31 protein-coding genes and 1 tRNA gene are annotated in these 26,962 nt (G+C 55.7%); 14 read left to right on the top strand and 18 right to left on the bottom strand.

Annotation, left to right across the window (positions count from 1 at the left end):
• Genes PCAL_RS05330 through PCAL_RS05320 form a run of 3 tightly spaced genes read right to left on the bottom strand, consistent with a single transcriptional unit; the run spans nucleotide 1 to nucleotide 3,930 of the window.
• Nucleotides 1-1,092, bottom strand: a complete 1,092-nt coding sequence (locus PCAL_RS05330; RefSeq protein WP_011849684.1) for an NTP transferase domain-containing protein — start codon at nucleotides 1,090-1,092, stop codon at nucleotides 1-3.
• Complete coding sequence (glmS, locus tag PCAL_RS05325; protein WP_011849683.1) at nucleotides 1,092-2,900, bottom strand: glutamine--fructose-6-phosphate transaminase (isomerizing); 1,809 nt, start codon at nucleotides 2,898-2,900, stop codon at nucleotides 1,092-1,094. The genes PCAL_RS05330 and glmS overlap by 1 nt, the downstream gene beginning before the upstream one ends.
• Before the next feature lie 55 nt (nucleotides 2,901-2,955).
• Nucleotides 2,956-3,930 (bottom strand): DHH family phosphoesterase, encoded by a 975-nt coding sequence (locus tag PCAL_RS05320; RefSeq protein ID WP_011849682.1) that lies wholly within the window; start codon nucleotides 3,928-3,930, stop codon nucleotides 2,956-2,958.
• 40 nt (nucleotides 3,931-3,970) lie between these two features.
• Between PCAL_RS05320 and PCAL_RS05315 the strand changes: the two genes are divergently transcribed.
• From PCAL_RS05315 to PCAL_RS05300, 4 genes are all read left to right on the top strand, one after another.
• Nucleotides 3,971-4,507: a hypothetical protein gene (locus tag PCAL_RS05315; RefSeq protein WP_011849681.1), complete on the top strand. Its 537-nt coding sequence runs from the start codon at nucleotides 3,971-3,973 to the stop codon at nucleotides 4,505-4,507.
• A 49-nt stretch (nucleotides 4,508-4,556) separates the two neighbouring features.
• Nucleotides 4,557-4,721: a hypothetical protein gene (locus PCAL_RS05310; RefSeq protein WP_193322939.1), complete on the top strand. Its 165-nt coding sequence runs from the start codon at nucleotides 4,557-4,559 to the stop codon at nucleotides 4,719-4,721.
• A 209-nt stretch (nucleotides 4,722-4,930) separates the two neighbouring features.
• Nucleotides 4,931-7,270: an STT3 domain-containing protein gene (locus tag PCAL_RS05305; RefSeq protein ID WP_011849680.1), complete on the top strand. Its 2,340-nt coding sequence runs from the start codon at nucleotides 4,931-4,933 to the stop codon at nucleotides 7,268-7,270.
• A complete protein-coding gene (locus PCAL_RS05300) occupies nucleotides 7,267-7,503 on the top strand; it encodes an RNA-protein complex protein Nop10 (RefSeq protein ID WP_011849679.1) in 237 nt (78 codons plus the stop codon). The genes PCAL_RS05305 and PCAL_RS05300 overlap by 4 nt, the downstream gene beginning before the upstream one ends.
• Here PCAL_RS05300 and PCAL_RS05295 read toward each other — a convergent pair.
• From PCAL_RS05295 to PCAL_RS05265, 7 genes are all read right to left on the bottom strand, one after another.
• Entirely contained in the window at nucleotides 7,500-8,300 is an 801-nt protein-coding gene (locus PCAL_RS05295; RefSeq protein WP_011849678.1) for a translation initiation factor IF-2 subunit alpha, read from the bottom strand. The genes PCAL_RS05300 and PCAL_RS05295 overlap by 4 nt on opposite strands.
• 20 nt (nucleotides 8,301-8,320) lie before the next feature.
• Nucleotides 8,321-8,524: a 30S ribosomal protein S27e gene (locus PCAL_RS05290; protein WP_011849677.1), complete on the bottom strand. Its 204-nt coding sequence runs from the start codon at nucleotides 8,522-8,524 to the stop codon at nucleotides 8,321-8,323.
• A 4-nt stretch (nucleotides 8,525-8,528) separates the two neighbouring features.
• The gene (locus PCAL_RS05285) at nucleotides 8,529-8,804 is read right to left on the bottom strand and encodes a 50S ribosomal protein L44e (protein ID WP_193322938.1); all 276 of its coding nucleotides are present in this window, start codon (nucleotides 8,802-8,804) and stop codon (nucleotides 8,529-8,531) included.
• 67 nt (nucleotides 8,805-8,871) lie between these two features.
• Entirely contained in the window at nucleotides 8,872-9,357 is a 486-nt protein-coding gene (locus tag PCAL_RS05280) for a DNA replication complex subunit Gins51 (protein ID WP_011849675.1), read from the bottom strand.
• On the bottom strand, nucleotides 9,350-10,288 hold the full coding sequence (priS, locus tag PCAL_RS05275) for a DNA primase catalytic subunit PriS (protein ID WP_011849674.1): 939 nt from the start codon (nucleotides 10,286-10,288) through the stop codon (nucleotides 9,350-9,352). The genes PCAL_RS05280 and priS overlap by 8 nt, the downstream gene beginning before the upstream one ends.
• Nucleotides 10,285-11,037, bottom strand: coding sequence for a proliferating cell nuclear antigen (pcna) (gene pcn, locus PCAL_RS05270; RefSeq protein WP_193322937.1), 753 nt, complete (start codon nucleotides 11,035-11,037; stop codon nucleotides 10,285-10,287). The genes priS and pcn overlap by 4 nt, the downstream gene beginning before the upstream one ends.
• A gap of 124 nt (nucleotides 11,038-11,161) precedes the next feature.
• On the bottom strand, nucleotides 11,162-11,494 hold the full coding sequence (locus PCAL_RS05265; protein WP_193322936.1) for a transcription factor S: 333 nt from the start codon (nucleotides 11,492-11,494) through the stop codon (nucleotides 11,162-11,164).
• A gap of 74 nt (nucleotides 11,495-11,568) precedes the next feature.
• On the opposite strand from PCAL_RS05265, the gene PCAL_RS05260 reads away from it, so the two are divergent.
• From PCAL_RS05260 to PCAL_RS05250, 3 genes are read left to right on the top strand one after another with little or no spacing between them, the layout of a single operon-like run.
• Complete coding sequence (locus PCAL_RS05260) at nucleotides 11,569-12,045, top strand: 30S ribosomal protein S19e (protein WP_011849671.1); 477 nt, start codon at nucleotides 11,569-11,571, stop codon at nucleotides 12,043-12,045.
• On the top strand, nucleotides 12,045-12,371 hold the full coding sequence (locus PCAL_RS05255) for a DNA-binding protein (protein ID WP_011849670.1): 327 nt from the start codon (nucleotides 12,045-12,047) through the stop codon (nucleotides 12,369-12,371). The genes PCAL_RS05260 and PCAL_RS05255 overlap by 1 nt, the downstream gene beginning before the upstream one ends.
• 31 nt (nucleotides 12,372-12,402) lie before the next feature.
• Entirely contained in the window at nucleotides 12,403-12,558 is a 156-nt protein-coding gene (locus PCAL_RS05250; RefSeq protein WP_011849669.1) for a 50S ribosomal protein L39e, read from the top strand.
• Here PCAL_RS05250 and PCAL_RS05245 read toward each other — a convergent pair.
• Nucleotides 12,547-13,272, bottom strand: a complete 726-nt coding sequence (locus PCAL_RS05245) for a geranylgeranylglyceryl/heptaprenylglyceryl phosphate synthase (RefSeq protein WP_011849668.1) — start codon at nucleotides 13,270-13,272, stop codon at nucleotides 12,547-12,549. The two genes, PCAL_RS05250 and PCAL_RS05245, sit on opposite strands and share 12 nt — an antisense overlap.
• Entirely contained in the window at nucleotides 13,259-13,549 is a 291-nt protein-coding gene (locus PCAL_RS05240; protein WP_011849667.1) for a hypothetical protein, read from the bottom strand. Before PCAL_RS05240 ends, PCAL_RS05245 begins: the two co-directional genes overlap by 14 nt.
• A gap of 138 nt (nucleotides 13,550-13,687) precedes the next feature.
• Here PCAL_RS05240 and PCAL_RS05235 point away from each other — a divergent pair, with 138 nt between their 5' ends.
• Nucleotides 13,688-14,923, top strand: a complete 1,236-nt coding sequence (locus PCAL_RS05235; protein ID WP_011849666.1) for a molybdopterin molybdotransferase MoeA — start codon at nucleotides 13,688-13,690, stop codon at nucleotides 14,921-14,923.
• Here PCAL_RS05235 and PCAL_RS05230 read toward each other — a convergent pair.
• The 6 genes from PCAL_RS05230 to PCAL_RS05205 all read right to left on the bottom strand — a co-directional run bounded on the left by PCAL_RS05230 (nucleotide 14,903) and on the right by PCAL_RS05205 (nucleotide 19,542).
• A complete protein-coding gene (locus PCAL_RS05230; RefSeq protein ID WP_011849665.1) occupies nucleotides 14,903-15,565 on the bottom strand; it encodes a phosphoribosyltransferase in 663 nt (220 codons plus the stop codon). The two genes, PCAL_RS05235 and PCAL_RS05230, sit on opposite strands and share 21 nt — an antisense overlap.
• A 31-nt stretch (nucleotides 15,566-15,596) precedes the next feature.
• Nucleotides 15,597-16,589 carry a hypothetical protein gene (locus PCAL_RS05225; protein ID WP_011849664.1) on the bottom strand — a complete coding sequence of 331 codons (993 nt, stop codon included), beginning with the start codon at nucleotides 16,587-16,589 and terminating at the stop codon, nucleotides 15,597-15,599.
• Nucleotides 16,590-16,667: 78 nt separating this feature from the next.
• Nucleotides 16,668-17,042, bottom strand: coding sequence for an SWIM zinc finger family protein (locus tag PCAL_RS05220; RefSeq protein WP_011849663.1), 375 nt, complete (start codon nucleotides 17,040-17,042; stop codon nucleotides 16,668-16,670).
• Complete coding sequence (locus tag PCAL_RS05215; RefSeq protein WP_011849662.1) at nucleotides 17,011-17,778, bottom strand: inositol monophosphatase family protein; 768 nt, start codon at nucleotides 17,776-17,778, stop codon at nucleotides 17,011-17,013. The genes PCAL_RS05220 and PCAL_RS05215 overlap by 32 nt, the downstream gene beginning before the upstream one ends.
• 122 nt (nucleotides 17,779-17,900) lie before the next feature.
• Nucleotides 17,901-18,926, bottom strand: a complete 1,026-nt coding sequence (locus tag PCAL_RS05210; RefSeq protein ID WP_193322935.1) for an RAD55 family ATPase — start codon at nucleotides 18,924-18,926, stop codon at nucleotides 17,901-17,903.
• A 190-nt stretch (nucleotides 18,927-19,116) separates the two neighbouring features.
• A complete protein-coding gene (locus PCAL_RS05205) occupies nucleotides 19,117-19,542 on the bottom strand; it encodes a hypothetical protein (RefSeq protein ID WP_011849660.1) in 426 nt (141 codons plus the stop codon).
• Nucleotides 19,543-19,615: 73 nt separating this feature from the next.
• Here PCAL_RS05205 and PCAL_RS05200 point away from each other — a divergent pair.
• The 6 genes from PCAL_RS05200 to PCAL_RS05175 all read left to right on the top strand — a co-directional run bounded on the left by PCAL_RS05200 (nucleotide 19,616) and on the right by PCAL_RS05175 (nucleotide 26,935).
• Nucleotides 19,616-19,731 (top strand) — tRNA-Val (locus tag PCAL_RS05200).
• A gap of 201 nt (nucleotides 19,732-19,932) precedes the next feature.
• Nucleotides 19,933-21,072, top strand: coding sequence for a glucodextranase DOMON-like domain-containing protein (locus PCAL_RS05195; protein ID WP_011849659.1), 1,140 nt, complete (start codon nucleotides 19,933-19,935; stop codon nucleotides 21,070-21,072).
• Between the two features lie 235 nt (nucleotides 21,073-21,307).
• Nucleotides 21,308-23,911: an ABC transporter substrate-binding protein gene (locus tag PCAL_RS05190; RefSeq protein ID WP_011849658.1), complete on the top strand. Its 2,604-nt coding sequence runs from the start codon at nucleotides 21,308-21,310 to the stop codon at nucleotides 23,909-23,911.
• A gap of 51 nt (nucleotides 23,912-23,962) precedes the next feature.
• Complete coding sequence (locus PCAL_RS05185) at nucleotides 23,963-25,033, top strand: ABC transporter permease (RefSeq protein WP_011849657.1); 1,071 nt, start codon at nucleotides 23,963-23,965, stop codon at nucleotides 25,031-25,033.
• Nucleotides 25,030-26,445 carry an ABC transporter permease gene (locus tag PCAL_RS05180; RefSeq protein ID WP_011849656.1) on the top strand — a complete coding sequence of 472 codons (1,416 nt, stop codon included), beginning with the start codon at nucleotides 25,030-25,032 and terminating at the stop codon, nucleotides 26,443-26,445. The genes PCAL_RS05185 and PCAL_RS05180 overlap by 4 nt, the downstream gene beginning before the upstream one ends.
• Before the next feature lie 28 nt (nucleotides 26,446-26,473).
• Nucleotides 26,474-26,935, top strand: a complete 462-nt coding sequence (locus PCAL_RS05175; protein WP_011849655.1) for a 30S ribosomal protein S13 — start codon at nucleotides 26,474-26,476, stop codon at nucleotides 26,933-26,935.
• The last annotated feature ends 27 nt before the right edge of the window (nucleotides 26,936-26,962 follow it).

Genomic DNA, 26,962 nt, shown 5'->3' with positions numbered 1-26,962 from the left:
CTATATGAATCCCATGCCTGGACGCAATACGCTACCCGCTGGGATTCTTGCCTTTGCTTCTATCAATGCGCCGAGTTTGTAGAACTTTCTGCCCCTCACCTCGACGGGCTCTAGTCTGTCTCTCCCCTCTCTCAGAACAGACATGGTGACTGTGTTGGGCTCCACCACTGCCTCTGGGCCAACGACGCTGTATGATATATACGAGGCGCGGCCTATCGTGGCCTTTTCGCAAATGAGGCTGTGGCTCACCTCGGCGGAGCTGCCGACAAGCGCCTCGTCTTCTATGTCTGTGTAATTGCGTATTAGCGTGTGCGCCCCTATGAATGCGCCGCTACCAATGTAGACCGGGCCCTTTACCACCGCGTAGTGGTCTATCTCGGCGCCGTCCTCCACTACCACTGGGCCTTCTAAAACGGCGGTGGGGCTTACCCTGGCCTTGCTCGATATGCGGGTGTAGGTCGGCGCCGTGTACTCCAGCAGTTGCAACAAGTCCTCTGGGTAGTTCACGTCGTGCCAGACGCCGCTCCACGGGACCACGGCTATTTTCCTCAGCTGCGCCGCCTCGTTTAACACCTCGTAGAGAGCGGCCGAGGCTACTTTTTTCACAACGTCACGGGGGAGGAGAGCCACGCCGCCGAAAATCCACTGGCCTTCTCCGCCAACTTTCGCCAAGAGGCCCCCCACCCTTGCCTCCAACACGCCGTACCCCTTTGTAATTCTCCTTGGCACTGCTAAGACAGCGCCGTCGGCGCCCATCGACGCAGTTGCTTCCACAAGGGCTCTGTACGCAGAGGACTCCACGTACACGTCGCCGTATGTGAACATGACGTGGCTCTCAGACCCCAAGTAGGCCTCCGCCGACGTCAGTGCGCCTTCTATGCCCTCGCCTCTCTCTTCGACGTAGGTGTAGCCCCCGCCCACGGGGTGTGGAGCAACTACGTACACTCTTCCGAAGAGGGATAGGAGGGCATCCGCGGCATATTGAAACAGCCTCTTGCCCCCTATCTTGACGTAGGTCTTCGGCAGGCCGCCCGTTATTTTTTCAAAGACGCCGGGGCGGCCGCCGGCTAGGACTACGGGGGCGATCTTCATTACTCCACTGTCACAGTTTTTGCCAAGTTCCTCGGCTTATCTGGGTCGTACCCTCTCTCAACGGCGGCGAAGTAGGCGAGGAGCTGTAGAGGCACTACGTAGGTCACAGGGGCCGCGAGCTCCCCTGACTCGGGCACCTCCACGGGGAAGTCAAGCTTCTTTGCCAAGTCGCTTTTTGCAGGCACGACGCCGATGGCGTATGCGCCCCTCGCCTTCATCTCTGCCACATTGCTAAGCGTCTTCTCCCTAGTGTCGGGGTCTGAAAACACGAAGACGACGGGGAACCCCTCCTCCACCAACGCGATTGGCCCATGTTTAGACTCACCCGCTGGATATGCCTCCGCGTGTATATACGCCACCTCCTTCAGCTTTAGGGCTCCCTCCATGGCGACGGGCAGAGAGAGCCCGCGGCCTAGGTAGTATGCGCTCCGCTTCTCCTTCATCCTCTTGGCCAAGTCCTTGGCTGTGCCGGCCGTGTTTTCAATAGTCTTTCTAACCGCCTCGGGCAACGCCTTGAGCTCCCTCTCCAGCTCCGACGTATCTACGCCCACCGCCTTCAGCACCGCTAAGTAAAGCGCTGAGAGGGTGGCCACTTGCGTAGTGAAGGTCTTAGTGGCGGCGACGCCTATCTCGGGGCCAGCCCGCGTATATATTACCACGTCGCTTTCCCTGGCAAGAGTGCTCCCCACGACGTTTGTCACCGCGACGACCTTTACCCCCCTCTCCCTCATGGCCCTGGCGGCCCTGATGGTGTCTATGGTCTCCCCAGACTGAGATATGGCTATCGCCACGTCGTCTCTGTCAAACAGCCGCTCATATGTGTAATACTCAGAGGCGATTATGGGCACGGGGGTGAGCCTCAGCCGTGGGAGCCGCGCCGCAAAGGTGAGGCCGGCGTGGTAGGAGGAGCCGGCCCCCAGGACGTAGATGTTTCTAGCTGACAAAAGCATGTCGGCCACGGCGCTGAGCTGAGCCCACTCAAGGCCTGCCACAGTGCTCGCGAGAGACTCCGGCTGCTCATATATCTCCTTGAGCATGAAGTGGGGGTAGCCCCCCTTTGTCGCCATCTCGGCGCTCCAGGGGATCTCCTCCACCCGCTCGTACACGGGCTGGGGCACTCCATCCGCCTCTATGTAGACCTCCGTGGGGGTTATGTAGCCGTATTCCCCATCCCTCACCGCGACTATCCTCTTGGTGTAGTCCAGCACCGTGGGTATGTCGCTTGCAACTATGTTGAAGCCGTCGCCGACCCCTATTATGAGAGGGGACAAATTCCTGGCGAAGTATATGGCATTGGGATTCTCAGCGTCTATCAACGCTATGGCGTAGGCCCCCCTAATCCTCGCCAGCGCCTTCTTAAACGCTGTAAAAGTGTCAAGGCCCTGCCTCTTGTACTCCTCCACGAGATGTACCACAACCTCGGTGTCTGTCTCAGACTTAAACACGTGGCCCTTCGCCAGAAGCTCCCTCTTCAGTTCTGCATAGTTTTCAATTATGCCGTTGTGTACAACTGCGATGACGCCGCGGCAGTCCGTATGCGGGTGGGCGTTGCTCTGGTCAGGCTTCCCGTGGGTTGCCCAACGCGTATGCGCAATGCCGACTGTGCCCTGCAAGGCGTCGAAGCCGTAGCGAGACGCTACCTCGGCCACTTTCCCAGCGTCTTTCCTAACCACAAGGCCCTTGTCCACCACGGCGACGCCGGCAGAGTCGTAGCCCCTGTACTCAAGCCGCTCCAGAGCCCTCCTCAGAATCTCCCCAAGAGGCCTCCGCGGCTTTTCAGCAAAGACGATGCCAAAGATGCCGCACACGGCACAATACGTACCCCATTATAAAAAAATAGCGGTCAGCGCCGCTGAAGGTCGTTCACCGCTCCCCTGAACCACTTCTCATCAACGCATCCAGGGACTCGGGCAATTTTATTTCTTCACACCTAGGCCCAATATTATTACAGGGCCCAAGGACGTATACAACGTCGGGCTTGAGCATTTCCACGAGCGTGCGCAACGGCCTTTCTGCGTCTAGCAACGGCGCCTTGATCTGCGCGCCTGCGGCGTACTTGTGGCCTCCTCCGCCTAGGGGCACTGCCACTTTTGTGCAATCGTACACGCCGTCTTTGTGCGCTCCGCAGTAGAGCCTGTAGCGCCGCCTGGCCCGCCTTACGAGTATGTTTACAAATTTGGCGCCCCTCTTCTGCAGCTCTATGGTGAGGGCCCTGTAGGAGATCCCTAGGTGGACCGGGTTGTATATAAACAGCGTCTCTCTCGGCGGCACCCTCTCCGCTATGGCTAAGACCAGCTTCTCCTTCTCCTCTCCTCTGGCGGCCATGGTCTTTAAGGGCTCTTCGTCCAACGCGGCTAGTCCCTTCTTGGCCAGTATCTCGATTGCCGCAAGCTTCTCCTCGGCAAAGCCGTACCTGATGGCCAGGTCGAGCTTCTTCACCGTGGGATCTCTCACATCTGCGGTGTCTGTCTGCACGGCCGCCTCTACGAGCTCCCGCGCCACTGGGTCTTCTTCAAGGCCTAGGGCCTTGGCGGCTAGTACAGCCGCGGCGGGGGCCTCGGGGTCGTAGAACTCGACTTCGGCGCAGGGGGCATTTGTCTTGTGGTGGTCTGCCCTAACCTTGGCCTTGCCGGGGCAGGGGAGGTCTGCGACGAAATCCCACGTAAAGGCCTTAATCCACCACTTCTTGACCTCGGAGGGCCCCGCTAGGACCACCACCCCCTCTGGATACTTGCGCTTGAACAACGCGGCCGACGCTATGCCGTCGACGTCGTTTGAATCGCAGAGCGCCACCGGCCTCTTCTGCAATTTAGCCGCGAGTACCCTTAACGCGTCCACAAGGCGCAGATTTTATAAATTTCTTAAGTTTATTGACACGTTGAAGCTGGCCTATGTTGGGCGGCGGAGTATATACGACGTGGTGCGGAAGATAGCGTACGGCGTGTCTCTATTTGGCGACGGCGACGTAGTCATAGTAGATGGAAGGTACAGAGCTGGCGGCGACGTAGTGTTGCCGTGCGACGACTATAGGTGTGTGGCGAAGGAGCTCTTCGCATCTGTGCCGAAGATCCTAGGCGGGGGGAAGCTGGGGGTCGACCTGGGCACTGCGAAGAACGGGGTGGTCTACGTGTGGAGGGGGGAGCTGGTCCTACACGCCGTGTTGGACTGGGCCACGGTGGAGGCCGTGTTGAAAAGCGCCGAGTCTGTCCAAATCCACATGGGCTCTTCCCCATACGTGGACATGAAGAGGGCCCTCTCCACGCTGGGGTGCCGCGAAGTCCGCCTCGTAGATGAGCTAGACGCTGGCTCCTCAAGGCCGTGGCTCAAGAGGCGGTACCCCGAGCTTGAGGAAGACGAGCTAGACGCCTTGACCTTCACCTTCCGCGAAGGCGTCGGCGTGAGAACTTGCGTGTAATAGCTAGGTACTATCTCACACTTTTAAAAGGCCATTATACACCTTGGCCGTGTTTGTCGTAAAGTGCGACTCCTGCGGCTTTGTCCTTTACAGCGACAAAGAGCCTAAGACGGTGGAGGCGGTGCTAAAGATGTGGGGCGGCGTGTGCCCTAAGTGCCTCTCGCCCCTAGAGAGGCGGCCTATCAAGATTGCGGTTGGGCTTAGGAGGGGATAGAAGGCGTCACGGTTGCGATTAGGTTGCGCTTTCACAAGCGCCGCGACATCTACTGCAGGATGGCGCGGGCCAGGATGGAGCAGGCGCAAAGAGGTACCTCATACCCTACCCACAGGCGGGGACTTTAGAGTGTTAAGGGCTTGAGAGGGGGCTGGGCTTTAAGAGGGGCGGGGGGTTAAGAAATATATTTGGGCCTGTTTTCGCGCTTGATGGATAGGAAAGAGAGGATTCTCCTCGTCACGTCGTCTCTGCTTGCCGCGTTTGCCATAGCCTTATACGCAAGAATGTACCGCGTCTTCCTATGGGGGTGGTGGCTCGACGAGTTTGACCCATATGTCCGCTACTACTTGGCCAAGTACACGTTGGAGCACGGCGCTGGGTGGTGGTGGAGCGGTGCGCAGTTTTTACAGTTCTGGTACCCCTACGGCGTCGATTGGGGCAAAGTTCTTCTGCCGGGCACCTCTTTCTACGGCTTGTTTGTCTACGCGCTTCTCCGCCCATTCGGCGTTGATCTGTGGCACGCCGTAGTAGCGGCGCCGGCGATTATGAACTCTCTCGCCGTCTTCTCCATGTTCTACCTTGGGTACAAAGTGGGCCAGGAGCTGGGGGAGGGGGGTCTCAGAGTGGGGCTGCTCTCTGCCATGCTTACCGCCGTTATGCCCGCCTTCATTGAGCGCGGCTTTGCCGCGTGGTTCGACGACGAGCCCATAAGTCTTTTTCTAATACCCCTGGGCCTAGCCCTCTTGTTGGACGGGCTGAGGAGGCCTTTGATGGGGGCTCTCGCCGGCGTAGCGCTTGGCTATGTGGCGTGGACGTGGGGCGCGCACTTCTACGTGTGGAACTTGGTGGGCCTCTACGCGCTCCTCTTGCCTACTTACTACTTCCTAAAGCTCGCGTTTACGCCGGCGGCGCCTTCTAAGGCGAAGAGGGGGCCGGCGCCTCCTGCGGTCCAGCTCCCCTTTGACGCCAGGAACTTCTTCCTCTCCTACCTCCTCTTCTACTTGCTCTACGGCGTCTTCGTGGCCACAATACCTAGATACGGCGTAAATACGCTCATAAGTGCCTTTAACATTATCCCGACCTTTGGCTTAGCCGCCGCCTTAGCTACATGGCTTTTAGACTCAAAGCTCGGCGTTACGAGGACCGTGGAGCTCTTGAGGAGGTATATGTGGCTCGTCGTGGCCGTGGTCCTCGCCGGCATCGGCATATTCGTAGCAGCGCTGGCCACAGGCGCCATAGGGGGGAAGTACCTCGCCACTCTTTTCCCCGTTGGTCGCTCCGCCATTGTGGCCAGCGTGGCGGAGCACAGCACAACTTCCTTTGTTCAAATTGTGGCTAGGTATGGCCCAGTGTTGCCGTTTATACTCGCGGGGGTGCCCTACCTCTTCACGCCCGGCGGCCTTTTGGCGCTGTCCTACTTAGCCACGGCGGGCTACGCCGCAGCGACGATGGTCCGCCTCCTCGTGCTACTGGCCCCCATAGCCACTGTTGTGGCCGCTGTGGGCATTGCCAAGGCAATGGAAAACAAGAGGCTGGGCCTACTGGTGGCCCTCGCGGCTATTATATCCGTGGCCATGTTGCTCTCCTCGGTGATGCCCGCCCTCAATGCCCAGAGACTTAACTACGGCGAGGGGCTCGCGAGACAGCCTACGCAGATTGCAACGTCGGCCGTCGGCGTTGTAAGTGAGGACTTCCTCGACATGTTGATGTGGATGAAGACGAGGCTACCGATCTACGAGCCTGTGGCGTCGTGGTGGGACTACGGCTACTGGATCTCGATAATAGGCAATAAGACGAGTCTCGCCGACAATTCCACAATAAACGCGACGCAGATTGGGAAGATAGGCCTCGCGCTTATGGCCCCGCCGCAGGTAGGCGCAGAAATATTTACCAAGGACTTCCGCACGAAGTACGTCTTGGCGATAATGCCGTACATAGCCACTCCACTGTCTGCGGGCTATCTGCTTGTTCACGAATACCCGCCCGGCGGCGACTTTTTAAAGTCCTACTGGATGGCGCGTATAGCGCTTGAGAACGTCGGCGATGCGGCCAAGATACTGGGCGCCACGTCGACGAACTTCGAAGACTTCTTCTACACAAAGGTCATGAGCTACCCAGGCCCGCCGCCCAGCGCCACGTACGCCTATTTCACTATACAGGGGAGCTACTACCCGGTCCCCCTCAGCTTAAATAGGACGCTTTACGCTATGTTGTTCAGCAAGGTTAGGCTTGTCCCCGCCTACGGCAACGCCACCGAGCAGTACGCGTGGATGTTCGAGGGCGTGTATCAACAAGGCGTCTTCACCACGTTTAGAGACCTCAAGCTGACGGGGGGCAACGTGTACCTGCCCGGGTATGCGCCAAGGCTGGCAGGGGCTCTCCAGTACACAATACAGGGGTGGACCTCCGGGAGCGTGGAGGTGGTGGCCGACCCGCTTACTGGCGCAAAGGAGCAGGTGCCGTTTATTACAACGGCGACGAGGCCTCTGAGGCTTGTCTACGTCTCTAGGCCCCATGGGTGGGTTGTGCTGTACGAAGTGGGGCCGTGAAGTCGCTTCTGAGGCGTTGTAAAAACTGCGGCTGGTACACGCTTTCGAAGGCCAGCTGCCCGAAGTGCGGGGGCGAGGTCGAGGTGCCTCACCCGCCTAAGTTTTCCCCCGAGGACAAGTACCAGCGGTATAGAATTTTACAAAAGGCGTTGCTCGGGACACTCCCCGTGAAAGAGGAAACGAGGAGGAAGATCTTGGAGGAATTCGCCGCCGTGGTGGAGGGGAGCGGCTAGCCCTGCTCTATTCTCTGGACGCTTGCAATTACCTTGTACTTCTTCTGTAGAGACTGTAGGAGGGCTGAGACCTCGTTAAACGCCGCCTCTACCTGCTTCGGCATTTTGCCCACCAAGTCTATCCGATACCGCGGCGGGCCTATCACGTAGATTTTGGCCGAGACTTGTGGATACTTTGCCTCCAGAGCCTTGAGCAACTCCGTCAATGCGGCCTTTATCTTCTCAACGCCATCGCCCTCCACGCTCACGGCCTTAATTACGCCGGAGATCTTCGTGGGTGGGATTTCCACCTGTTGCCGGGCCAGCTCTACGAGGAGCTCCTTCAGCTTGTCGTCTAGGTCTAACCCGTCTAACACCTGCGGCCCCGTTTTCACAATTTCTTCGAAGACTTTGAAGGGGTCGCCGAACTGCTCCTCTAGATACCACAAGACGTTTAAAGCCTCTTGTGGCGGCCTGTTCAGCCTCTTCATGGCGATTTCCAAGAGCTTCAACACTCTGACTCTGTGGCGGTAGAGGAGGAGCTTCTTCTCCTTCTCGTCTACTCTAACTCTCTTGAGAGAAACCTCTACCACGCGCATCTTGGGGTTTACGCTTATCACCTTAAACACCGTCTTATTGCCCTCCTTTATGTAATCCCTAATGCTGTGAAACCAAGACTGGACCACCTCTTGCGTCGGCGCAAAGGCCTCCAAGTCGTATTCGTCTAGGTACACATACGCCCCGTGCTCCGCGATCTTTTTGACTGTGCCTATGACTAACTCGCCTACGTCTGGAAAATCCTTTTTCACTAACTTCATTGAAGGAAGGGGTTTGGGGGCTATTCTAAAACTTTTACGACGTGGCCTGCGAAAATCGCCTTCCCACCGGTGGGTTGCGCCAAAACTCTGCCGCACACGAGACAGCGCACCACCATCGCGGCGTGGCTAAAGGTTACCTGCTCGTTTCCACAGTCGGGGCACCTAAGTCTAACAAACCTAGACCGAGGCTGTGGTATTAGGACTCTGCTGAACCTCTGTGGCATGGGCCTACACCAGTTCCACCTTCTTCATCCTGCCTAAGCTCTTCACAATTTTGTAGCCGCACTTAGTGCAGGTAAATACTAAGGTCACCTTTTTATTGACCTTGGCAAACCTCTTCTGCTTAGGCTTAGGAGTGGAGCCGTACCCCTTCAACTTTCTCTCATACCTCCTCTGGCCCTCCGCCAGCGACCTCCTCTGACCTCCGTGGTAGTTGGACACGCTATGCTGCGTATATGTGTTACACCGTGGACAGTACATATTTACGCTCTTGGGAAACTTCACGAAGGGGCAAAAAGGGGGACAAAATAAATTTTACTCCCACCACGCCCCGCAGGGGATCGGGCCTCAGTTAGTCTTCAAGCCGGAGGAGTCTGGCAACGCCCCTTTCCTCTAGGTCTTTCGCGTCGCGGGGAGGCAGTTTAGCCAAGTCGCCCTTGTTAAAGGGACCTATCTGTTTAAAGTCCTCAGTTATTATGGCAGGGTGGGGAGTTACGAATTGTACAATCACATACTCCTGCGCCTCTCTCCGGTGGGGTCTGGCACGGAGGATTTTCAACAACGGCCGTATGAGCCTCTCCTCTTCTGCCGTCGTATTCTTAGGCTCGCGGCCTTGGCTCAGTTCCCACAGTATCTTCCGCGTTCTAAGTTCCACTATCGTGACCAACGTGGAGTAGACATGGGCTTTAACCTGCTCCGCTATGCTCTGCGGCAGCGGCGAGTTCTGCAAATCTCTGACAAACTGCTCAGCCGCCTCTGCGTACGAGCCGTACGGCGGCTCTGTGAGAAAGCGCGAGTTAGCCTCAGCGGCTAACCAGAGCCTCAGCTTCTCAATCATATATTTTGCCAAATTCCTGTAGCTCTAGGTATATGGCCACATGTGCTGGCAGCGTCTTAATGTCGCCCTCTCTCGCCTCCACTTTTTCAAACAACACAGTGCCCTGGAACGGCTTTTCGAACCTCAGCCTCAAATTCCCCTTTCTAAAGGCGATAGCCCTCTCGACTATGTGCGCCACTTCTTTTTCCAAGTCTCTCACTGAGAGAGGCAATGCCACGAGGCCCGTCTTCCCGTTGAGCGAGCCGGGGGCCCTTATGAGCCTATGCACGTCCTGCGTCACCACCTCGTCTACCTCAACCTTCAACGCCTCGGGGTCCTCTATGCCTCTCCTAATGCGCAAGAGGTTGCCCACGGCCTCCTCCTCGTACAACACGACCTTCCGCCTCCCCACCTTCATGTGGAACTTAGAGGGGTCAAACCCGACTGCCTTTAGGTAGTTCACAAGCTCTCTACGCTCCTTTTGCCCAAGGGCCAACACCTCTTCATCGACCACGTGCACGTGGAATCCCCTGTTGCCGGAGAATACGACCTTAGTCGGCTTAAGGCCCAGCTCCTCTGTCAACACGTCTATGAGCTTGTTGGCCTCCTCCTTGGCGTCCTCTAGACACGCCAAAGACACCACCTTGCTCTCTCTACACGCCTCAGTGTCGAGGTGGTCTCCATCTATGTCAAATACTAAGTCGGCGCCTAGCCAGCCCTTTCGCTCCATGTCCTCCTCCCAAGGCCTCTCGTACCGGGCGGTGGAGTAGTAGACGTGCCGAGGCGTCTTCTCAACCAAGTGCCTCTTCAGCTCTTCGAGGTTTTTAAAGGCCTTGTGCCTAACCATGCCGCCGACAAAGGGCTGGAAGGCGAACTCCCTCTTTTCCACCTCGTCTACTTCCAGCTTCGCGTAGTTCCTGTAGTAGTTGCGGAAAAATACTTCTACAATCACTCCACCCTCGGCGCCACGTAGTAGGCAATTCGGCCGCCGGCCGGTATGTCGAAGGTGAGCAAGACAGGCTTCGCAGTGGCCAACTCCACAGTGGCTATGTCGCTTATTTTAGACGCCTTGCCCACGATGTCCACGAGGTACTCCAGCGAATAGCGGGCCGAGGCCGGCTCCTTTACGTCAAACTCGTAGACAAGCTCGCTGCCCTTGTCCAGCCGCACTTCCACCTCGCCCTTGTCGCTGGCCGCGCTTATTACAAAGGCGTCCTCGTTTGCCTCAAACTTCACCTCGTCTGCTACAGCGTCTGCGTCTTTCACAGCAGAGGCCAATACGTCGCTACTGGTTTTGACAAGCGCCGTGAAGACCACCTTAGGCGTTGGGAGCTCCTCAGACACCACCTCAATCATGGGGAGAGTTATAGATCTGACAGACTTGCCCACCAGCTTCACCTTGACTCTGGACTCCTCGATTTCAAGGCTTATCTTGTCGCCCTTCTTCACCCGCCGCAGTAGCTTCTTAAGATCCTTAAAATTGAAGCCGAGCTTTACCTCTTCCTCAACCTCTGGGAATTCCTCAAAGGCCTCCTTAGGCATAGAGAGGTCTACCATGGCCGTCCTAGACGCGTCTAACGCGCGGAGAAAAAGGCCATCGCTCCTAAGCACGAAGCTTGCCTCCTCCACCAACACCGATAGTGAGTCTATTATGTACGCGAACTCCTTGGCGTCCATATACGTTAGAACATACTTAGGCATGACATAAGGTGGCCCACTTTTTAAAAAATTGAACCCATAATACACCCCACCCTAAGGTACCCCTAAGCGCCTATGCGGGCGGCCCGCCGCCAACGCCTCCTCTGACTGCGATAGAAAAGATGGGCTATTCGTATTCCCGCCACACGTGGCCGCATTTTGTACACTTGTAGAATCTGGTGGGAGGCTCGTCGGCGGCTCTCGTCTGCTGAACCCAGAAGTAGGCCTCGTCGTGGCCGCACTTTGGGCAACCCCGCGTCTTTACCTTGGGCAAGTTAACTGCGTTGTCTGCAACTACTATGAGTTGGTTTTTGTTTTCTACTGCGGATTTGCTCTGGTACCTGCCTCTAACCTCTTGAGACACCTCCTCCTCGTAGCCGCATTTGGGACATCTAAGCACTGTGCGATCGCCCTTCTTTACTGGGATTAACAAGCTCTTGTCGTTTGGACAAAATCTCACAGAGGTCCCCCTGCCCCTGCCCTTTAAATTCTTTTTGCCCACGAAAACTTATAAACCCGGGGGGTGTGGGACACGTGACTTCGGTGAAAGACGTGCCAGCAGACTTGTTAATAGCGGAGTTGGCGAAGTACATAAAGGACAACGTGCCGCAGGTCAAGCCGCCTGTCTGGGCGCCTTTTGTAAAAACTGGGGCCAATAAGGAGAGGCCGCCCATGAGCGAGGACTGGTGGTACATACGTGCCGCCTCTATTATGAGAAAGCTTTACATATATGGACCCGTCGGCGTCGGTTCTCTTAGAACCGCCTATGGCTACAGGGCCAAGATAGGCGACAAGACTAGGCCCGAGAGAACTAGAAAGGCAGGCGGCGCAATAATTAGGAAGATTCTACAACAGCTAGAACATGCGGGTTTTGTGACAAAGACCAAGAGGGGGCGCGTGTTGACGCCAGAGGGCAAGTCTCTTGTGGACAGAGTCGCCGCCCGTATTGCAAAAGAGTTGGTGAAGCAGAGGCCTGAGCTCGCCAAATACGTCGCGCCGCCCAAGGAGTAATGGCAGAGGCCGAGGATAGAGAGCTTGAAGAACTTAGAAGGAAAAAGCTCGAGGAGCTACAAAAGAGGGCAGAGGCAGAGCGGCAGGCGCAAATAGCGGCGGCCCAGAGGAGGGCAGTGCTCAAGAGGATACTAACGCCGGAGGCCTTGGCGAGGCTAGACAACATTAGAGTCGTAAGGCCGGACATCGTGGAGGCGCTGGAGCAACAATTGATCTCCCTGGCCTCCTCTGGAAGAGTAAAAGTGCCAATAGACGACGAGACTTTGAAGAAGATCCTAGAGGCTGTGTACAGCCAAACCCGGCAAGAGTACAGATTCCGACTCTGAAAAATTTAAAACTTCGACATTTTAGGCGGCCATGGCTAGAAACAAGCCGCTGGGCAAGAAGCTTAGGCTCGCCGCGGCTTTAAACAGCAACAGAAACCCTCCCCTGTGGGTCATCGCCAAGACAAAAAGGAGGGTTACTAGGTCCCCCGCGAGGCGGCACTGGAGAAGGCAGAAGTTAAAGGCTTGATTTTATAGCTCTGACGACTTCGGCAAGCTTCTCGGGTTGCTCCTCGGCTAAGGTCCCCGTCACAATTACATTAGGCCTCTCTCGCGCCAATTGACGCGCCGCCTCGCCGCTTCTTATCCCTCCGCCCACTATTAAAACTCTTGGGAAGACTTTTCTCACCGCCCTCACCATCTCCGGCGGCACCGGCTGCGGAGCCCCGCTCCCGGCCTCTAGGTACACGGCGCCGAAGCCTATGTAGTAGGCGGCGAGCGCGTAAGCCACGGCCAAGTCCCACCGGGCGTAGGGAATTGGCTTGCTCATGGAGACAAATCCTGCCGCTCCTCCGTCGCCCACGATGACGTATGCGGTGGATATCACCTCTAGCCTTGGGAAGTGTTTGGCTATTAACACAGCGCCTTGCACCTGCGCCCCAATTATGAAGTAGGGGTCTAGGGAGTTTAATACGCTGAGGAACAAAACGCCGTCGGCCTCCTCTGTGAGCTGGCTCGGAGAGCCGGGGAATAGGACCACGGGGACGTGTGCCACAGACTTGATGTCCTTCACCACTTGCGTCATCTGCGTCTCTCTAATGCCCAAAGAGCCGCCCACCAAGATTCCGTCTGTCCCCGCGTCAAGTGCGTATCTCACTATCTTCAAATAGTCCACCGACTTGTCGGGGTCTATCAGCGTGAAGTGTTTAACGCTGCCCTCCAGTAGGTAGTCAACTAGCTTCATCTCCCCCGCCCTCGGAATGCGCGTGGCTAGGCTGGGGGGGCTGGATCTTGCCCTCTAGGTATAAGTCGACAAAGGCGTTGTAGTAGTCCACGGGCATCCACCCGGCCCTTTCTTCAAACTCGTGGCTAAGGCCGCAGCTTCCGCAGATCACTAGGTAGCCGTTCTTCGTCTTCTTCACAGTTACCAGCTGGGCGCCGCAGTGTGGACAAGTGAAGATCTTGGGCAACGTCTTCTTAGGCTTGAGAAGAATTTTCCTCCTCTTCCTACGCTTGCCCATCGACGACTTCCACAGCCCTGTATATAAATATATCAGCGATAGCGCCTCCGGTCATCTATCGCCGTAACCCTGACTCCATCACCGACGTCTCCTACGGCTTGGTATAAAAACTTTATATACAGAGCCTGGGCGACATACATGCGCTACCTCGCCGGGCTTAATCCGCTGGCGAAAGTGGCAGAGATACTGCCCCTCGTTAAGAAGATCGGCGATGTGAAGAAGATCGCAACCTGGGACGCCGTTGGCTATGTGGCAGCTCGCGACGTCGCGGCACCGCACGACTATCCCCCATACCCCAGAGCCGCCTACGACGGATACGCCGTCAGCTCCGAGGCCACCCCCGGCAGATTTAAAGTGGTTGGGAGAGTCTTGGTGGGGCAATTCAGGAGAGATCTCTCCCTCAAGCCGGGGGAGACGGTGTATGTAACAGTGGGCGCCTTTCTGCCAGAGGGGGCAGACGCGGTTGTGCCAGAGGAGGCTGTCAAAAGAGAGGGGGACTACGTAGAGGTGGAGAGGAGGTATGAGAAATACGCCAACGTGGACCCGCCCGGCTCCTACGTGCAGAGGGGGGCGCTTCTAGTTAAACAAGGCCAGGTAATTACGCCCTTTGACGTCGTCGGCCTCTTAGACGTAGGCGTGACCACTGTGCCAGTGTATAGAAAGGCTACTGTGGGCATAGTGGCCACTGGGGACGAGCTAGTGGTTCCCCCCATAGACCCAGAGGTGGCGGCTGAGCTTGTGATGAGGGGGAAAGTCATTGAGTCTACGGCGACTTTGGTAGAGTGGTACATAAGGACGTTTATGCCCTATGTAGAGGTCAGAGAGAAGGTGGTTACTGGCGATAAACATGAGGAAGTTAGAGCCGCCGTTGACCGCTTCTTGGCTCAGTACGACGCCGTGATTATAACCGGGGGGGCTGGGCCCAGCGAGATAGACCACTTCTACAAGTTGGGCTACCAGGGGCTGAGGGGGTTCCGCATGAGGCCTGGCCGCCCCACCAGCGTCGCCGTAGTAGAGGGCAAGCCCATCTTCGGCCTCTCTGGGTACCCCATAAGCGCGTTACACGGCGTAGTTCGAATCGTGGAGCCAGTGCTACGCCACATGGCAAATGTGACCCGGGGAATGGGCCAGGGCTGGACCTACGCCACAATTACCCAAGACGTGAGGGGCGAGATGGCGCAAATCGTTAGAGTGAGGCTAGAGCTGGGAGAGGGCGGCCTCTACGCCACGCCTATAAAAGTGCACCACCACAGCTTTACAGAGGTGGACGCCTGCGGCGTAGCGCTGATTCCTCCCGGCGGCGTGAAAAAGGGCGACGTTGTTGCCGTGCTTGCCTATAGAGACGTGAGGCGGCTAGGCCCTACACTTGGCTAGCCTTATAGCCCCTCTGCTCGCCAACATGTCCAAGGCGTAGAGTATGTGGCCAAAGCGCTTTTCCACATACTCCCGGCCGTACCACTCCAAGTGTGCCTGTAACATCTCGTCGAGACACCACTCAGACTTGCCAGTCTCTCTAACAATCTTCATAATGAAGCCGACGGCGTCTTCCACTGCGTTCCACGGGTAGGCAAACCAGGCCCACTCCTTCACCTCCACCGCGTAGAAGTCGGGCACAAACTTGGCCACGCTTGTGATTAACTGTAGCGCCGCCGTCTTCACCTCAGCCGGCCTACAACACCCCTCGATGCTCCTCTTCGCCAGCTCCACGCTGTCCCCCGTGTCCACTATGTCGTCCACTATAAGTACGCGTTTGCCCGAGAGATCCACGTTTACGGGATATTTCACATACGCCTTCTCGGCCACCTGCGCTGCAACGGGCCAGTGCACTATTTGTATACTGACCAAGTCGGTTACGCCCAGCCAATCACAGAGCAAGCGGGCTGGCACATAGCCGCCTCTGGCAATTGCCACAATGACGTCTGGCGACCACCCACTCCCCCTGATCTTTTCAGCCAACAACCTGCTCCACTCTACTATTTCGTCGAAGGACACCACCTTAACTGGCACCTTGGGCACTTACACAACTGAACTAGGACTTTTATATACGTTACTTACAAGGCTCAACGGCTACAAAGGGAGACCCCCAGTCTCTACATTTAACCACTCCCTTAAACTCAAAGTCCCAGGTACGCACCACGCCGCAGTGCAACTCCACACATTCGTTGAAAAGCAGAGCGCCTACTCTACACCTAGCGCCGTCGCACGACGCGTAGGAGTCCCTCCGCCGGCCCCCATCCACCATCATGTTAAAATTCCCAGCGGCCATGTAGAGGCCGGCCACGTTGAAGGCCACGAGCCACCTGCCCAAGACTCGGGCAACTACGTACGGCACAGCCCTCAGGAGTCCTAAGTCCACGGCGACGCCCCCTGGAACAGCCACTGGGTCAAGCGCGGAGTATAAGCCGAGGAGCAAGAGCCAGCTGTCTGGGCCGGGGGGCAAGTCCCACCTCAAGGCGCCGTAGATGCCGTACCTCAAGGCCACCACAAGGCCTGGCCAACTCCTCTCGACTAGGTTAAGTGCATCGCCAAACCGCAGAAGGCCGAGAAAGCCTGCAGTCCACACATCTGCCGCAGGCGGCGAGTATAGGCGGCGCTCTCTGAGGCCCCGGGCAATTAAAAACTCGGCAAACTCCCTACACCCACGGGGCGGCGTAGGCTCCCTCCTCTTGTATATATCCCACAGGAAGGCGGCCCCTCTCACAAGCCAGTGGAGGTACTCCGCGAGACAGTCGCCGCCATTTAGGCGGGACGTTGCGTAGAGCTCGGCGAGCCTAAGCCTTGGGCCAAGCCCCTCCACAAATACGTCACGGTAGAAAAACCGGGGGACCTCGGCCGGTCCTCCACAGAGGTAAAGGCCGCCCACTTTCACCGGGCACTTCAACGCCCTCCTAAACACCGCCAGCTTCCCCCCGACGTACAAGCCGTCGTCTCTCACCTCCACCTTCCCCACGGCCCTGGAGCTGCCTAGCCGAAGCCCTCCCTTGTCAACGTACAAAACCCTCCGGGGAGAGATCAGAACCTCGAGCTCGGCGTCAAACATCAGCGTTCAAATCCCCGCTCACCTTTCGCCGTCTGCCTGTCGTCACCTAACACAGTGGAGGCGCAGTTTTATAAACTTTTACGACTTCAGCCACGCCAGCCTCGAGAGGTCTACCCCGCGGCCTTTCTTCAAGAGAGAAGACATATGCCACGTAATTAGCCCAATTATTATGTGGCGGCATATCTTCCCCCCCACGGCGTTGCCTCTACATGTGCACTTGGCGCCGTATAGGCCCACCGAGGTGTAGTACCACACGTCGGTCCTCTTCCTAGACTTCACGGCCAGCCTAACTCCGACGATCTCCCCGCCCTGCTCCACCACTTCCACAAGCCTTACGGTGGCCGGCGAGACGTAGAAGTAGAGGTCTAGAACGTCCTCAACTCTCATGCCCAGCGCCTTGGCTAAAGACAGGAGAAACTGCCTAATCTCCTCGTCGATAGGCTGCTGCCTCATTCACAAAATCCTCGTCACCAGCTATTATAGATATTTTTGCATCCACAGCGCCGTCCCCGTATAATACGTACTTAAACCCGGGGACGTACTTCCCCACAGTCAAGGCGCCCGCCACATCTAACACCCTAAGCCTACCCCGGAGGTCCACAAACCCCCTGGCCACACCCTCCACCGTGTAGGCGAGCTCAGCCGCCGAACTGCCGAGGCTCCGGCCCTTGTAGCCCCTCCTCTTAACTACCTCACACGTGAACTCAGGGAACCCGTTGCTTATGGCCACAAAGACTATTCTACTACCGCCGCGGCGCGTTAGAGGGGCCCCGTTTTTCCTCGCGCCGAGCGCGGGAGACGCCGTGTAGACTTCGCCAGTTGGGGGTACGACCACTACGGCGTACTCCAAGTCTGACAAAGTGCCCTCCCTATAGGCGCCCGCCGCGAGAGATATTGAGAACATGGGTATGCCCACGGCGTAGTTGTAGGAGCCGTCTAGCGGGTCTAAGACAAAGATGTAGCGCTCGTCGCCCCACCGGTAGAAGCCCCGCTCCTCCGCGTAGAGGACGCCGCCCTCCCTAAAGTTATCCCTAAGCATCTTGTAAACCATCTCCTCCAGAGCTAGGTCAACCTCCCGCGTCACGTCGTCGCCCTTGTCCACAACCACGTCGAGACCCCTCCTAGCCCTAAAACTCTCCAAGAGGTATTGACCAGCCCTTGCCGCAATGGCCTCAAGAGCGCCGAGCACGGTGCTATACAAGAACTATTTAAATAACACCTCCTCTTAGCTGACGGCGATAAAAATAGCGGTAGGCCACTTTACATGGAGAAGATAAGAAAGAGGTTTGTAATAGCCTCGCTGGGGGTTTTTTAAGCTGTGATTTTTGCGTCTAGGAAAATCTCAGAGAGGCGGCCAACCCCCTCTCCTATTTCGAAGTCCACCACGTAGTCTACGTAGCGCGCCACGCTACTAACGACAGTTATGTAGTCCACGACGTCGTTCCCCACCATCCTCTCCACATCTCTCAGGCCCGACACCGCCAAGACCCTGGCCTTTATACGCCCAGAGTAGATGTTGTACGCGACTTCCACAATGTCTTTAAACGTCGTGGCGACCAACATCTTCTCCTCCTCTATCTCTACGGGGAGCGTGGTGGGCGGGAAGAGAGAGAGGTAAAAGACGTCGCGCTTAGCCGCAATCTCCTCCAGCCTCTTGGCCAACTTCTTCTTATCCGAGCCGTATATGCCCACTACGCTGGATTTATAGAGTTCTTCCACCCCCAGCAATGCCGCGTCTTCGGGCAGAGGCACCTTGGCCGCTTGAGGCTTCTTATTCGGATATATGTACACCAAGCCCACCCCCTCCACGAAGTCGAAGAGGAGGCGCTCGCTGGGAGGAGAAAAACGCGATTTCACAAGCTTGATGTACCTAACCGTGTGGCCCAGGGCGTTTTCCCTATACCCAACTCTCACCAAGTTGTCAGCGAGGTAGAAGATCTTTAGAGGCCGGCCCTCAACCACGGCCACGATGGGCATATCTTTTGAGAGCTGGTAGAGAAAGCCGTGCACAAGCTCCTCCAGCTTCTCCTCCCTAGGCGCAATCCCATTAACAGCGTCTACCACCAACGCCTCATACTCGTAGATGTGGTCAGCTATAAACTTGGCGATGTTCCCCCTAAACGCGCGGGGGAAATCAAATATGTAGAACTTGTCCACCTTTGCGCCAACCCGCATAAGCACCTCCTTCAACGCGCCCTGTGTCTCATTAGTGCTAATCCACATCACCCTGTTGGCCACCCTGTCCGCAATCTTTGCAGCCACGCTCGTCTTACCAGACCCAGGCGGGCCATAAATCACAGTAAAACCCCTAGACACCACGTCCTGAATCTGAAACACATACACAACTAAACAATAATTTAAATCTCTACTGCACAACGCCCGCACGTCGAGCCAGAGACACTGGCTCTACGCTCAGCCTCAAGCACAACGGGCCCCTCGTATTACACACTGTTGTGGATTTCTGCTAGAATGACGTGGACGTGGCGTCTGCGGATGCCGGCCCCGGGGACTGTTGAGACAGGAGTTTCTACATCCCCCACATGCAACATGGCCCGAGGGCCTCTGCCAAAAGCCTCAAAACGCGGCTCTCAAAAATGCCGCGGGCCCTTTTCACAAGCCTATCTGGGCTATCCCTCTCCTTGGCCATTGCAGGGACGTAATAGGCCCCCCTCTGCGCCACAACGACCCCGCCGACAGACAAGTTGAAGAGGCCGGCGTTGTAGAACTCAGCGAGGAGGCAGGCCAGGCAGTGGTAGAAGAGGCGGGGGATAAAAACCGACACCCCGTCGTCGAGAGAAAACTCGACGCAGTCTACGCACCGATCTCCCTCGCCACACTTCATCGCATACACGGCGCCCCGCTCGGTCACCACCACGTGAAAATCGCCGATAGAGGTGAGACAAGAGAAGCCGCGCCCCTTCACCAAAAACCGCACAGACAACACCTCAAACACCAAAGGCGAAACGCCACTAGTTAAAAACCCTTGTGCCACAAAACCTTTTAAAACCGGGGAAACACACCTCAAGGGGCCCGTAGTCTAGCGGTAGGATGCCCGCCTGACGAGGACACTCGGAACGCGGGTGATCCCGGGAGGACGGCGCCACGAGCCGACCCGGGAATTCAAATCCCGGCGGGCCCACCAATTCTTACACCAAAAATGCGCCAAATTCAGTTTTACAGCAGTTTTGACAGCAGGGAACTTTTTCGGCTATTTTTCTCATTGAGCTAAACTGGGGGCGGCGCTGGGTTTGACACGCCCACGTAGAAGCGTGTGAGTTGCGTAAATTTGACGCCTTAGTAAAAGCCGTGGCAATCTATAAATATCCTCAAATATCTGAAATTTATGAGCAAGAAGTTGCCACTTCTCCTAGTGGTGCTGTCGGCTGTGTTGTTATATGCCCAGGGCGTATTTGTTGTACAATCGGCCACAGACCCCACTGGCGACTACAAAGGCCCAGGCTGGTTCCTTCCGCCTCAAAACCCCGTGTTCAAGAACGGCACAGTGTTTGATCTCACAAGGTTCGAAGTTTTGTACAACGCCACGGCAGACGCGCTGGTCTTTAGGCTGACTTTCGCCGACTTGGGAGACAACCCGTGGGGCACTGAGACCGGCTTCTCTGTACAATATATACAGATATATATCCACAGAGGGTTCCCGGGCAACCCGTGGGGCACTGTCTCTTGCACCATCTTGAGGCCCGACGACGGCGACGTGGCCGCCGGCAACGCGTTTTTCGACGAAGCCACTAGGTTCTTCTGCCCAGACCCCGCCAATTTGACACAGTTTAAGTACACCCCAGGCGTGAAGTTCTCAAACGACGCGCCTTGGGACGTGGCCATATTCATAGGGCCTAAGTGGGGCAATGAAACTGTCAACTACGTGGCCGTGGCCGACGTGACTGGGGGCACGATATCCGTGGCTCCGTTGCAACGGGTATACGCCAGTGGAAACACCATAGTGGCCGTTGTCCCAAGAAGCGCCATACCCCCCACCACTAGGCTCATGAGCGACTTCCCACAGCCCAGCTGGCGCTACTACGTGTTAGTCACGTCGTACGACGGATATGGCCCCGGCCGCATTAGGCCCTTTGGACCCATGGCGCAGGAGTGGGCCGTGGGCGTCGGCGCAGCCAACGCCTCCTCAGTGCTCGCTGGGACAGTACCCAGAGTGTTAGACGTACTGGGCCCCAACACTCCGCTTGCCACATTTACACGTAATTCCTCAGCAACGCTACCCTCCACCACACTTGCTTGGGGCAACTTCCCGCTCGCAGTTACAACTACCACAGTTAACAGAATCCTGCCAGTAACTGCAACCAAGACCGCCACCTTGACTATTACCGAGACTTCCTTTGTCACAAGAACTGTGACTCAGACACAGCAAGTTATTCAGCCCGTGGTGGATCCGATGAGCTACGTGGTGATGGGGATAGGCGTTGTGGCAGGCCTTGTCGGCGCCATTGCAGCAGCCAGGCGGAAGTAGGGCAAGGCTGTTGTTAATATCAGGTTTTTTGCTTCTCGCACTCTCTTTTTTAATAGCGTTTCAACAGTCTTATGCGCAGTCTCAGTGCGGATATCAGCGGTGTATAGACCCGTTGTTTATTTTTATAGCTCTTATTTTTCTCATCGTGGGGGCCCTCGTCTTACTTGTTGGTGTAACTCTCTTTATACGTGTAAAGCTTGAGGAAAATTTAAAAAATCTAGAGAACTAAGACTCTATGAAGAGGTCTATCCTATTGGCAACAATACTACTAGCAACAGTGCTCCTCGCGCAGTACACGCCTCCGCATACAAACCCAGGCCCAGCTGCCGAGAGAATTGTGGGCAAGTCTGTCCCACTGGCTCAAGCCGGCCCTGCAGTAATTGCAGGCGACATAGACGTTTACATCTTCGGCATGAGGGCATCGCAGGCGGCGGCCCTTAAAGGCAACCCCAACGTGGCCTTCTACGTGGCAGCAGCCGGCTTCAACGACATTATCCTAAACCCCGCGCCTTCTAACCCGCCGTGTGCTAACCCGTTCTCGAATAGAGCTATTAGGCAGGCGATGCAGTACGTCATTGATAGAGATTACGTGGCCAATGAGATTTACAAGGGCTTCGCGGTGCCTATGTACCTCTGGCTGTCTAGGTACGACCCAACGTACTCCGTCGTCGCCGACATTATTTCGCAGTTGGGCATACGCTACGACCTCGACTACGCCCGCTCTATTGTTGATAGAGAGATGCCTAAGCTGGGCGCCACTAAGGGTGCTGACGGCAAGTGGTATTGCCAAGGCAAGCCTGTGACTATAATAGGCCTCATCCGTATTGAGGACGAGCGCAAAGACATTGGAGATGCCTTCGCCTCAGCGCTAGAGCAACTAGGCTTCACAGTAGACAGAAAATATGTAACATTTGACGTAGCTATACAAACCATATACGGGACAGACCCGGCACAGTTCCAGTGGCACTTCTACACAGAGGGGTGGGGCAAAGCCGTTTTAGATAGGTGGGATACCAGCTCTATCTCCCAGTACTGCGCCTCTTGGTTCGGCTATATGCCCGGCTGGGGCACGACCGGGTGGTACAACTACGCCAATGAGACAATAGACAAATTGACGGAGAAATTGTACAAAGGCTTGTACAAGTCTTTCGACGAGTATGTGAACACGTATAGGCAAGCCACTCTGATGTGTCTACAGGAGTCTATTAGGGTATTTGTTAATACAAACCTTAACGTGTATATAGCTACGCCGAAGTTGCAGGGAGTTACCGCCGACCTCGGCGCCGGGCTTAGGGCCTCTGTGTTTAACGCCCGCAACTGGTATATACCAGGCCGCGACGTGATAAACGTAGGCCACCTATGGGTGTGGACTGCCTCATCTGCGTGGAACCCTGTGCCGCAGGGCGGATTCACCGACGTCTATTCAGTTGATTGGTGGAGAATGATGTACGACCCGGCGGTGTGGAATCATCCGTTTACTGGCGAGCCTATGCCGTTTAGAGCTAGCTACGTCGTAGAGACTAAGGGTCCAGACGGCGCCTTTGACGTACCAGCGGACGCCTACAGGTGGGATGCTAGGCAGAAGGCTTGGGTGAGCGCTGGGGGCGAGAAGGCCAAGTCTAAGGTTGTGTTTAACTACGCCAAGTATACAAGCGCCAAGTGGCACCACGGCCAGCCCATTAAGCTGGCTGATGTGTTGTTCATATACGCCTTCCTTTGGGATATTGCCAATGATCCAAATAAGGTGGCTAGAGAGTCGGGCGTTGCCTCCTACGTAAACTCGTCGATGTCTCTTATAAAGGGCATAAGAATTGTCAACGACACGGCGATTGAGGTTTACATAGACTACTGGCACTTTGACCCCAACTACATTGCCTCAATGGCTGTTCTTACGCCAGATATGCCGTGGGAGGTGTACTACGCAGTTGACCAGCTTGTGTATGTGAAACAGACCTATGCCGCGTCTAGAGCTGGCGCTACTAAGTATAATGTGCCGTGGCTTTCGCTTATTTTGAGAGATCACGCTAAGGCGGCGGCTGACGTGCTTCAAGAGGCCTTGTCGGCCGGGGCCTATCCTGAGAAGTGGTTCACAGTTGGGGGCAAAGTGTTGTTGACTAAGGACGAGGCGTTGGCTAGGTATAGGGCGGCCATTGACTGGTTTAACAAGTACAACCACCTCATTATTTCTAACGGTCCCTTCTACCTCTACGCCATTGACACCGCTAAGCAGTATATTGAGCTTAGGGCTTATAGAGACCCCGCCTACCCGTATAAGCCGGGCAACTTCTACTTCGGCGTGGCGACCCCCGTGGAGGTTAGCGCAGTGAGTATACCCACCATAGCGGTGGGCCAAGGCGGCATGGCCACCGTCACTCTGAGCGTGCCGGCGGGGGCTGGGCGCATTTTCTACAAGTGGGGCATCATAGACCCAGCCACTGGCAAATTCCTCTACATCTCTAAGGAGGAGGCAACCACGGGCAACACCATTACCATAAACATGCCCGCCGACGTCACCGCCAAGTTGACGCCTAATAGGGCTTACCAGCTGTGGCTACTCACATACGCAGAAAACGTGCCCATAGTCGCCGAAGCCACCCAAGTATTTGTACCAAGAGCCGCTGCCCCAACCCCGACACCCACGCCGCCGCCCACTACGCCAGCTACAACACCAACCACAACTACACCGGCGCCGCCGCCCTCTCCAACAGTCACTGTGACCACGGCGCCTACTGCGGGCGGCACTGAGGCCATGATAGCTGCTGTGGTTGGGCTTATCGTGGTGATTGCGGCTGCGGCATTTGCGCTGATGAGGAGGGGCGGGGCTACAAAGACTAGATAGTCCTATATATCTCTGGCAGTATAGTTTTTTAATTCTGGCTTTTTACCTCCCATGGCTTCTCTTGCCAAGACTTTGGCTATTAAGGCGGTTACACTCTTCCTAGTCCTTCTCGGCGTGTTGGTACTATTAGCTGTGTTGATGGGGGCTACTGGTCTTTCCGACAGGATACTAAAGTCAATTTTAGACGAGCAAGTCAGGGCCTATCAACAACAGTTGATTCAGCAGAGACTTCCCTTGGAGCAAGTGAAGAAAGCGGTCGAGGAGTACAACAAGACTTTGGCGGAGCAACTTGGCATTAATCAGCCGTGGTATTTTAGAATGCCTCAAATGATTTGGCGCTTGTTGACCCTCGACTTGGGGGAGTCTCGGATATTGCAGTCCTCATGGGGGTCTAGGAAAATTTCAGACCTAATACTCGACCGCTTGCCTAATACAATAATTTTGACGACGACGGGGATTGTATTCACGGCGCTCGTGGGTATTTGGACGGGAATTTACATTGGCTCAAAGATTGGAAGTAGGGCCGACAGAGTTGTGTCTGTGTTGTCTGCCATCTCTTATGCACTGCCTTTGTGGTTCATGGGGCTAGTGCTTGTCTTTGTCTTGGCTTATGCACCTAAGATTCTTTGGGGGGTTCAGATATTTCCTCCCGGTGGCATGGTCTCTACGCCGCCGCCTAGCGAGTCGGTGGCCTATTTCCTAGACTTGCTGTGGCACTTGGCTCTGCCTCTTTTGGCCTCTTTTATTGTCTTTTTTGGCAGTTGGGCGTATACGACGCGGAATATAGTCTTTAACGTGTCGCAGGAGGATTTTGTTAATTTTGCAAGGGCTAAGGGGGTGCCCGAGGGGCTTGTGCGGCGGCGGTATATACTGCGGCCGTCTCTGCCGCCTATATTGACAAATTTTGTGCTCAGCTTGGCGGCCTCGATTTCTGGCTACATAATTACTGAGCGTGTGTTTAACTGGCCCGGCATGGGGTCTCTCTACTACGCCGCGATTACGGCCCTCGACGAGCCTGTGATTTTTGCCTTGACGTATGTGTTTACTCTCGTTTATGTGGTAGCTAGGTTCATCCTCGAGATATTGTACGTAATTGTAGATCCAAGGATTAGGTTGGCATGATTAGGGAGTTTTTCAGAAGCGCATCTGGCGTGGCTGGGTTTGCTATAATACTGTTGTTCTCTATCATCGCTATTTACGTAGTTGCCACATTTCCCCTGGACTATGGTACACGGTATTGGTCAAATCCTAAGTATTGGGAGGAGTACCCCAAGCTTGTGCCGCCTGTCTGGTACAACTACTTTGTGCCAGAGAAGTTGCCTCAGCACTATATATCGGAGCTGAGGGCGCCGACTGCGACGGAGGAGGATGTGAAGAGGTGGGTCTTTTCTTATAACTTTGACGCTGATAAGTTTCCCACTGGCGTTATTTTAAAATATGCCAATTTGACTTTTTATGAATCTCTTCCAATAATCTCTATAAAGGTAAAGAGGCCGGACGGGCAAGAGGTTGTATTAATGGACTTTGACTCTGGCATCCCATCGCCTCGTCCTGGTGAAAGTCCGCCGTATGTAAGATTTGTGGAGAATCCTAGGTCTATTGTCCTGTCTGTGGAGCCCGGAGTTGTGCGTAGAGCCGCGGAGTTTGCGAGATCTCAAGGCGTTAATTGTACTGTGACTGAGGTAAGAGAAGCGGTCTTACTGCCGTATATAATCTTCGGCATACCCCAGAGTAGTAAGTGTAGCGCCGAGTCTTTCAAGCCTCTAAAAGGCACGTACATCTTCGAGGTGGAGCTCGTGGGCGACCCTAGAGACCGCGTTGACTATGTTAGACTTATTGTCCAAGGCGCCGTCTACGGCGCAATGGGCACAGACTACTTAGGACGCGACTTGGCGCAGGGACTTCTCTTTGGATTCCCCGTCGCGCTTTTCATAGGCGGCGTGGTAGCCGTGTTGGCCACAGTCATTGGTATGGGCCTCGGTATAGTCAGCGGCTATGTCGGAGGCAAGGTAGATGAGGCTATACAGAGGTTTGCCGACGTGATGAACAACCTGCCTCTATTGCCCCTGCTTATTCTCTTTGTATTTGTGCTAGGCAGGAGCTTGTTTAACATTATTTTCGTGCTGGTGGTCTTTGGGTGGGCTGGCACCACGATCATAGTGCGCTCCATGGTTTTGAGCATTAAGACTAGCCAGTTTGTGGAGGCGGCTAAGCTGGCCGGCGCCTCTAGCTGGTGGATTATGTGGAAACACATACTGCCGCCTGTTCTCCCATACTCCTTCGCCTTAATGATTTTGAACATCCCCGGCGCCATACTGTCTGAGGCTAGCTTGAGCTTCTTGGGCCTCGGCGATCCCTCTATACCCACTTGGGGTCAGATTATGCAACAGGCTTTTGACAACGGCGCCTTGCAGAACTTCTCCTGGTGGTGGATACTGCCCCCGGGCATACTCATAGTGATAACCGCGGTGGGGTTTGTGCTCATCTTCTTTGCCCTAGAGCCTATAGTGAATCCGCGGCTGAGGAGGCAGTAAGCTTAAAAACCTCGGATTAGCAAGCGCCGTGGCTCAAGAGATACGTGCCATTGTCCGCATTGGGGACACGGACTTGGACGGGAACAAGACTGTGGCGTATGCCTTGGCCAAGATTAGGGGCATTGGAATTGCCACTGCCTATGCCATATGTAGAAAGCTTGGGATTGACCCCCACGCGACGCTGGGCCTGCTCCCGGAGGATCAGATAAACAAGTTGGACTGGGCTGTGAGAAATCTCCACGAGCTTGCCCCGGCGTGGTTTTTGAACAGGAGGAAGGACCCCGAGACTGGGCGAGACCTCCACTTGATAGGCTCGGAGCTTGTCCTAGCGGCTAAGAGGGACGTCGACTTGATGAAGAAGTTGAAGAGTTGGAAGGGCATACGCCACTCTCTTGGCCTAAAGGTGAGGGGCCAGAGGACTGTGACCACGGGCAGATTCGGCGCGACTGCTGGCGTCACTAAGAAGAAGGCGGCGCCTGGAGGCAAGTAAGTTTAAAAATGGGGCCTGTGGGGGTGG

Origin of the sequence: Pyrobaculum calidifontis JCM 11548, from assembly GCF_000015805.1 — an archaeon.
GTDB lineage: Archaea > Thermoproteota > Thermoprotei > Thermoproteales > Thermoproteaceae > Pyrobaculum > Pyrobaculum calidifontis.
Note: the sequence above shows the minus strand (reverse complement) of the source record. Positions and strands in the feature narration are given on the sequence as shown.

Bases quoted from the DNA above. Each gene is read 5' to 3' on its own strand.
- PCAL_RS05330 (WP_011849684.1), bottom strand. From the start codon at position 1,092: ATGAAGATCGCCCCCGTAGTCCTAGCCGGCGGCCGCCCCGGCGTCTTT.
- PCAL_RS05305 (WP_011849680.1), top strand. From the start codon at position 4,931: ATGGATAGGAAAGAGAGGATTCTCCTCGTCACGTCGTCTCTGCTTGCC.
- PCAL_RS05295 (WP_011849678.1), bottom strand. From the start codon at position 8,300: ATGAAGTTAGTGAAAAAGGATTTTCCAGACGTAGGCGAGTTAGTCATA.
- PCAL_RS05290 (WP_011849677.1), bottom strand. From the start codon at position 8,524: ATGCCACAGAGGTTCAGCAGAGTCCTAATACCACAGCCTCGGTCTAGG.
- PCAL_RS05280 (WP_011849675.1), bottom strand. From the start codon at position 9,357: ATGATTGAGAAGCTGAGGCTCTGGTTAGCCGCTGAGGCTAACTCGCGC.
- pcn (WP_193322937.1), bottom strand. From the start codon at position 11,037: ATGCCTAAGTATGTTCTAACGTATATGGACGCCAAGGAGTTCGCGTAC.
- PCAL_RS05255 (WP_011849670.1), top strand. From the start codon at position 12,045: ATGGCAGAGGCCGAGGATAGAGAGCTTGAAGAACTTAGAAGGAAAAAG.
- PCAL_RS05250 (WP_011849669.1), top strand. From the start codon at position 12,403: ATGGCTAGAAACAAGCCGCTGGGCAAGAAGCTTAGGCTCGCCGCGGCT.
- PCAL_RS05245 (WP_011849668.1), bottom strand. From the start codon at position 13,272: ATGAAGCTAGTTGACTACCTACTGGAGGGCAGCGTTAAACACTTCACG.
- PCAL_RS05240 (WP_011849667.1), bottom strand. From the start codon at position 13,549: ATGGGCAAGCGTAGGAAGAGGAGGAAAATTCTTCTCAAGCCTAAGAAG.
- PCAL_RS05235 (WP_011849666.1), top strand. From the start codon at position 13,688: ATGCGCTACCTCGCCGGGCTTAATCCGCTGGCGAAAGTGGCAGAGATA.
- PCAL_RS05225 (WP_011849664.1), bottom strand. From the start codon at position 16,589: ATGTTTGACGCCGAGCTCGAGGTTCTGATCTCTCCCCGGAGGGTTTTG.
- PCAL_RS05220 (WP_011849663.1), bottom strand. From the start codon at position 17,042: ATGAGGCAGCAGCCTATCGACGAGGAGATTAGGCAGTTTCTCCTGTCT.
- PCAL_RS05195 (WP_011849659.1), top strand. From the start codon at position 19,933: ATGAGCAAGAAGTTGCCACTTCTCCTAGTGGTGCTGTCGGCTGTGTTG.
- PCAL_RS05190 (WP_011849658.1), top strand. From the start codon at position 21,308: ATGAAGAGGTCTATCCTATTGGCAACAATACTACTAGCAACAGTGCTC.
- PCAL_RS05185 (WP_011849657.1), top strand. From the start codon at position 23,963: ATGGCTTCTCTTGCCAAGACTTTGGCTATTAAGGCGGTTACACTCTTC.
- PCAL_RS05180 (WP_011849656.1), top strand. From the start codon at position 25,030: ATGATTAGGGAGTTTTTCAGAAGCGCATCTGGCGTGGCTGGGTTTGCT.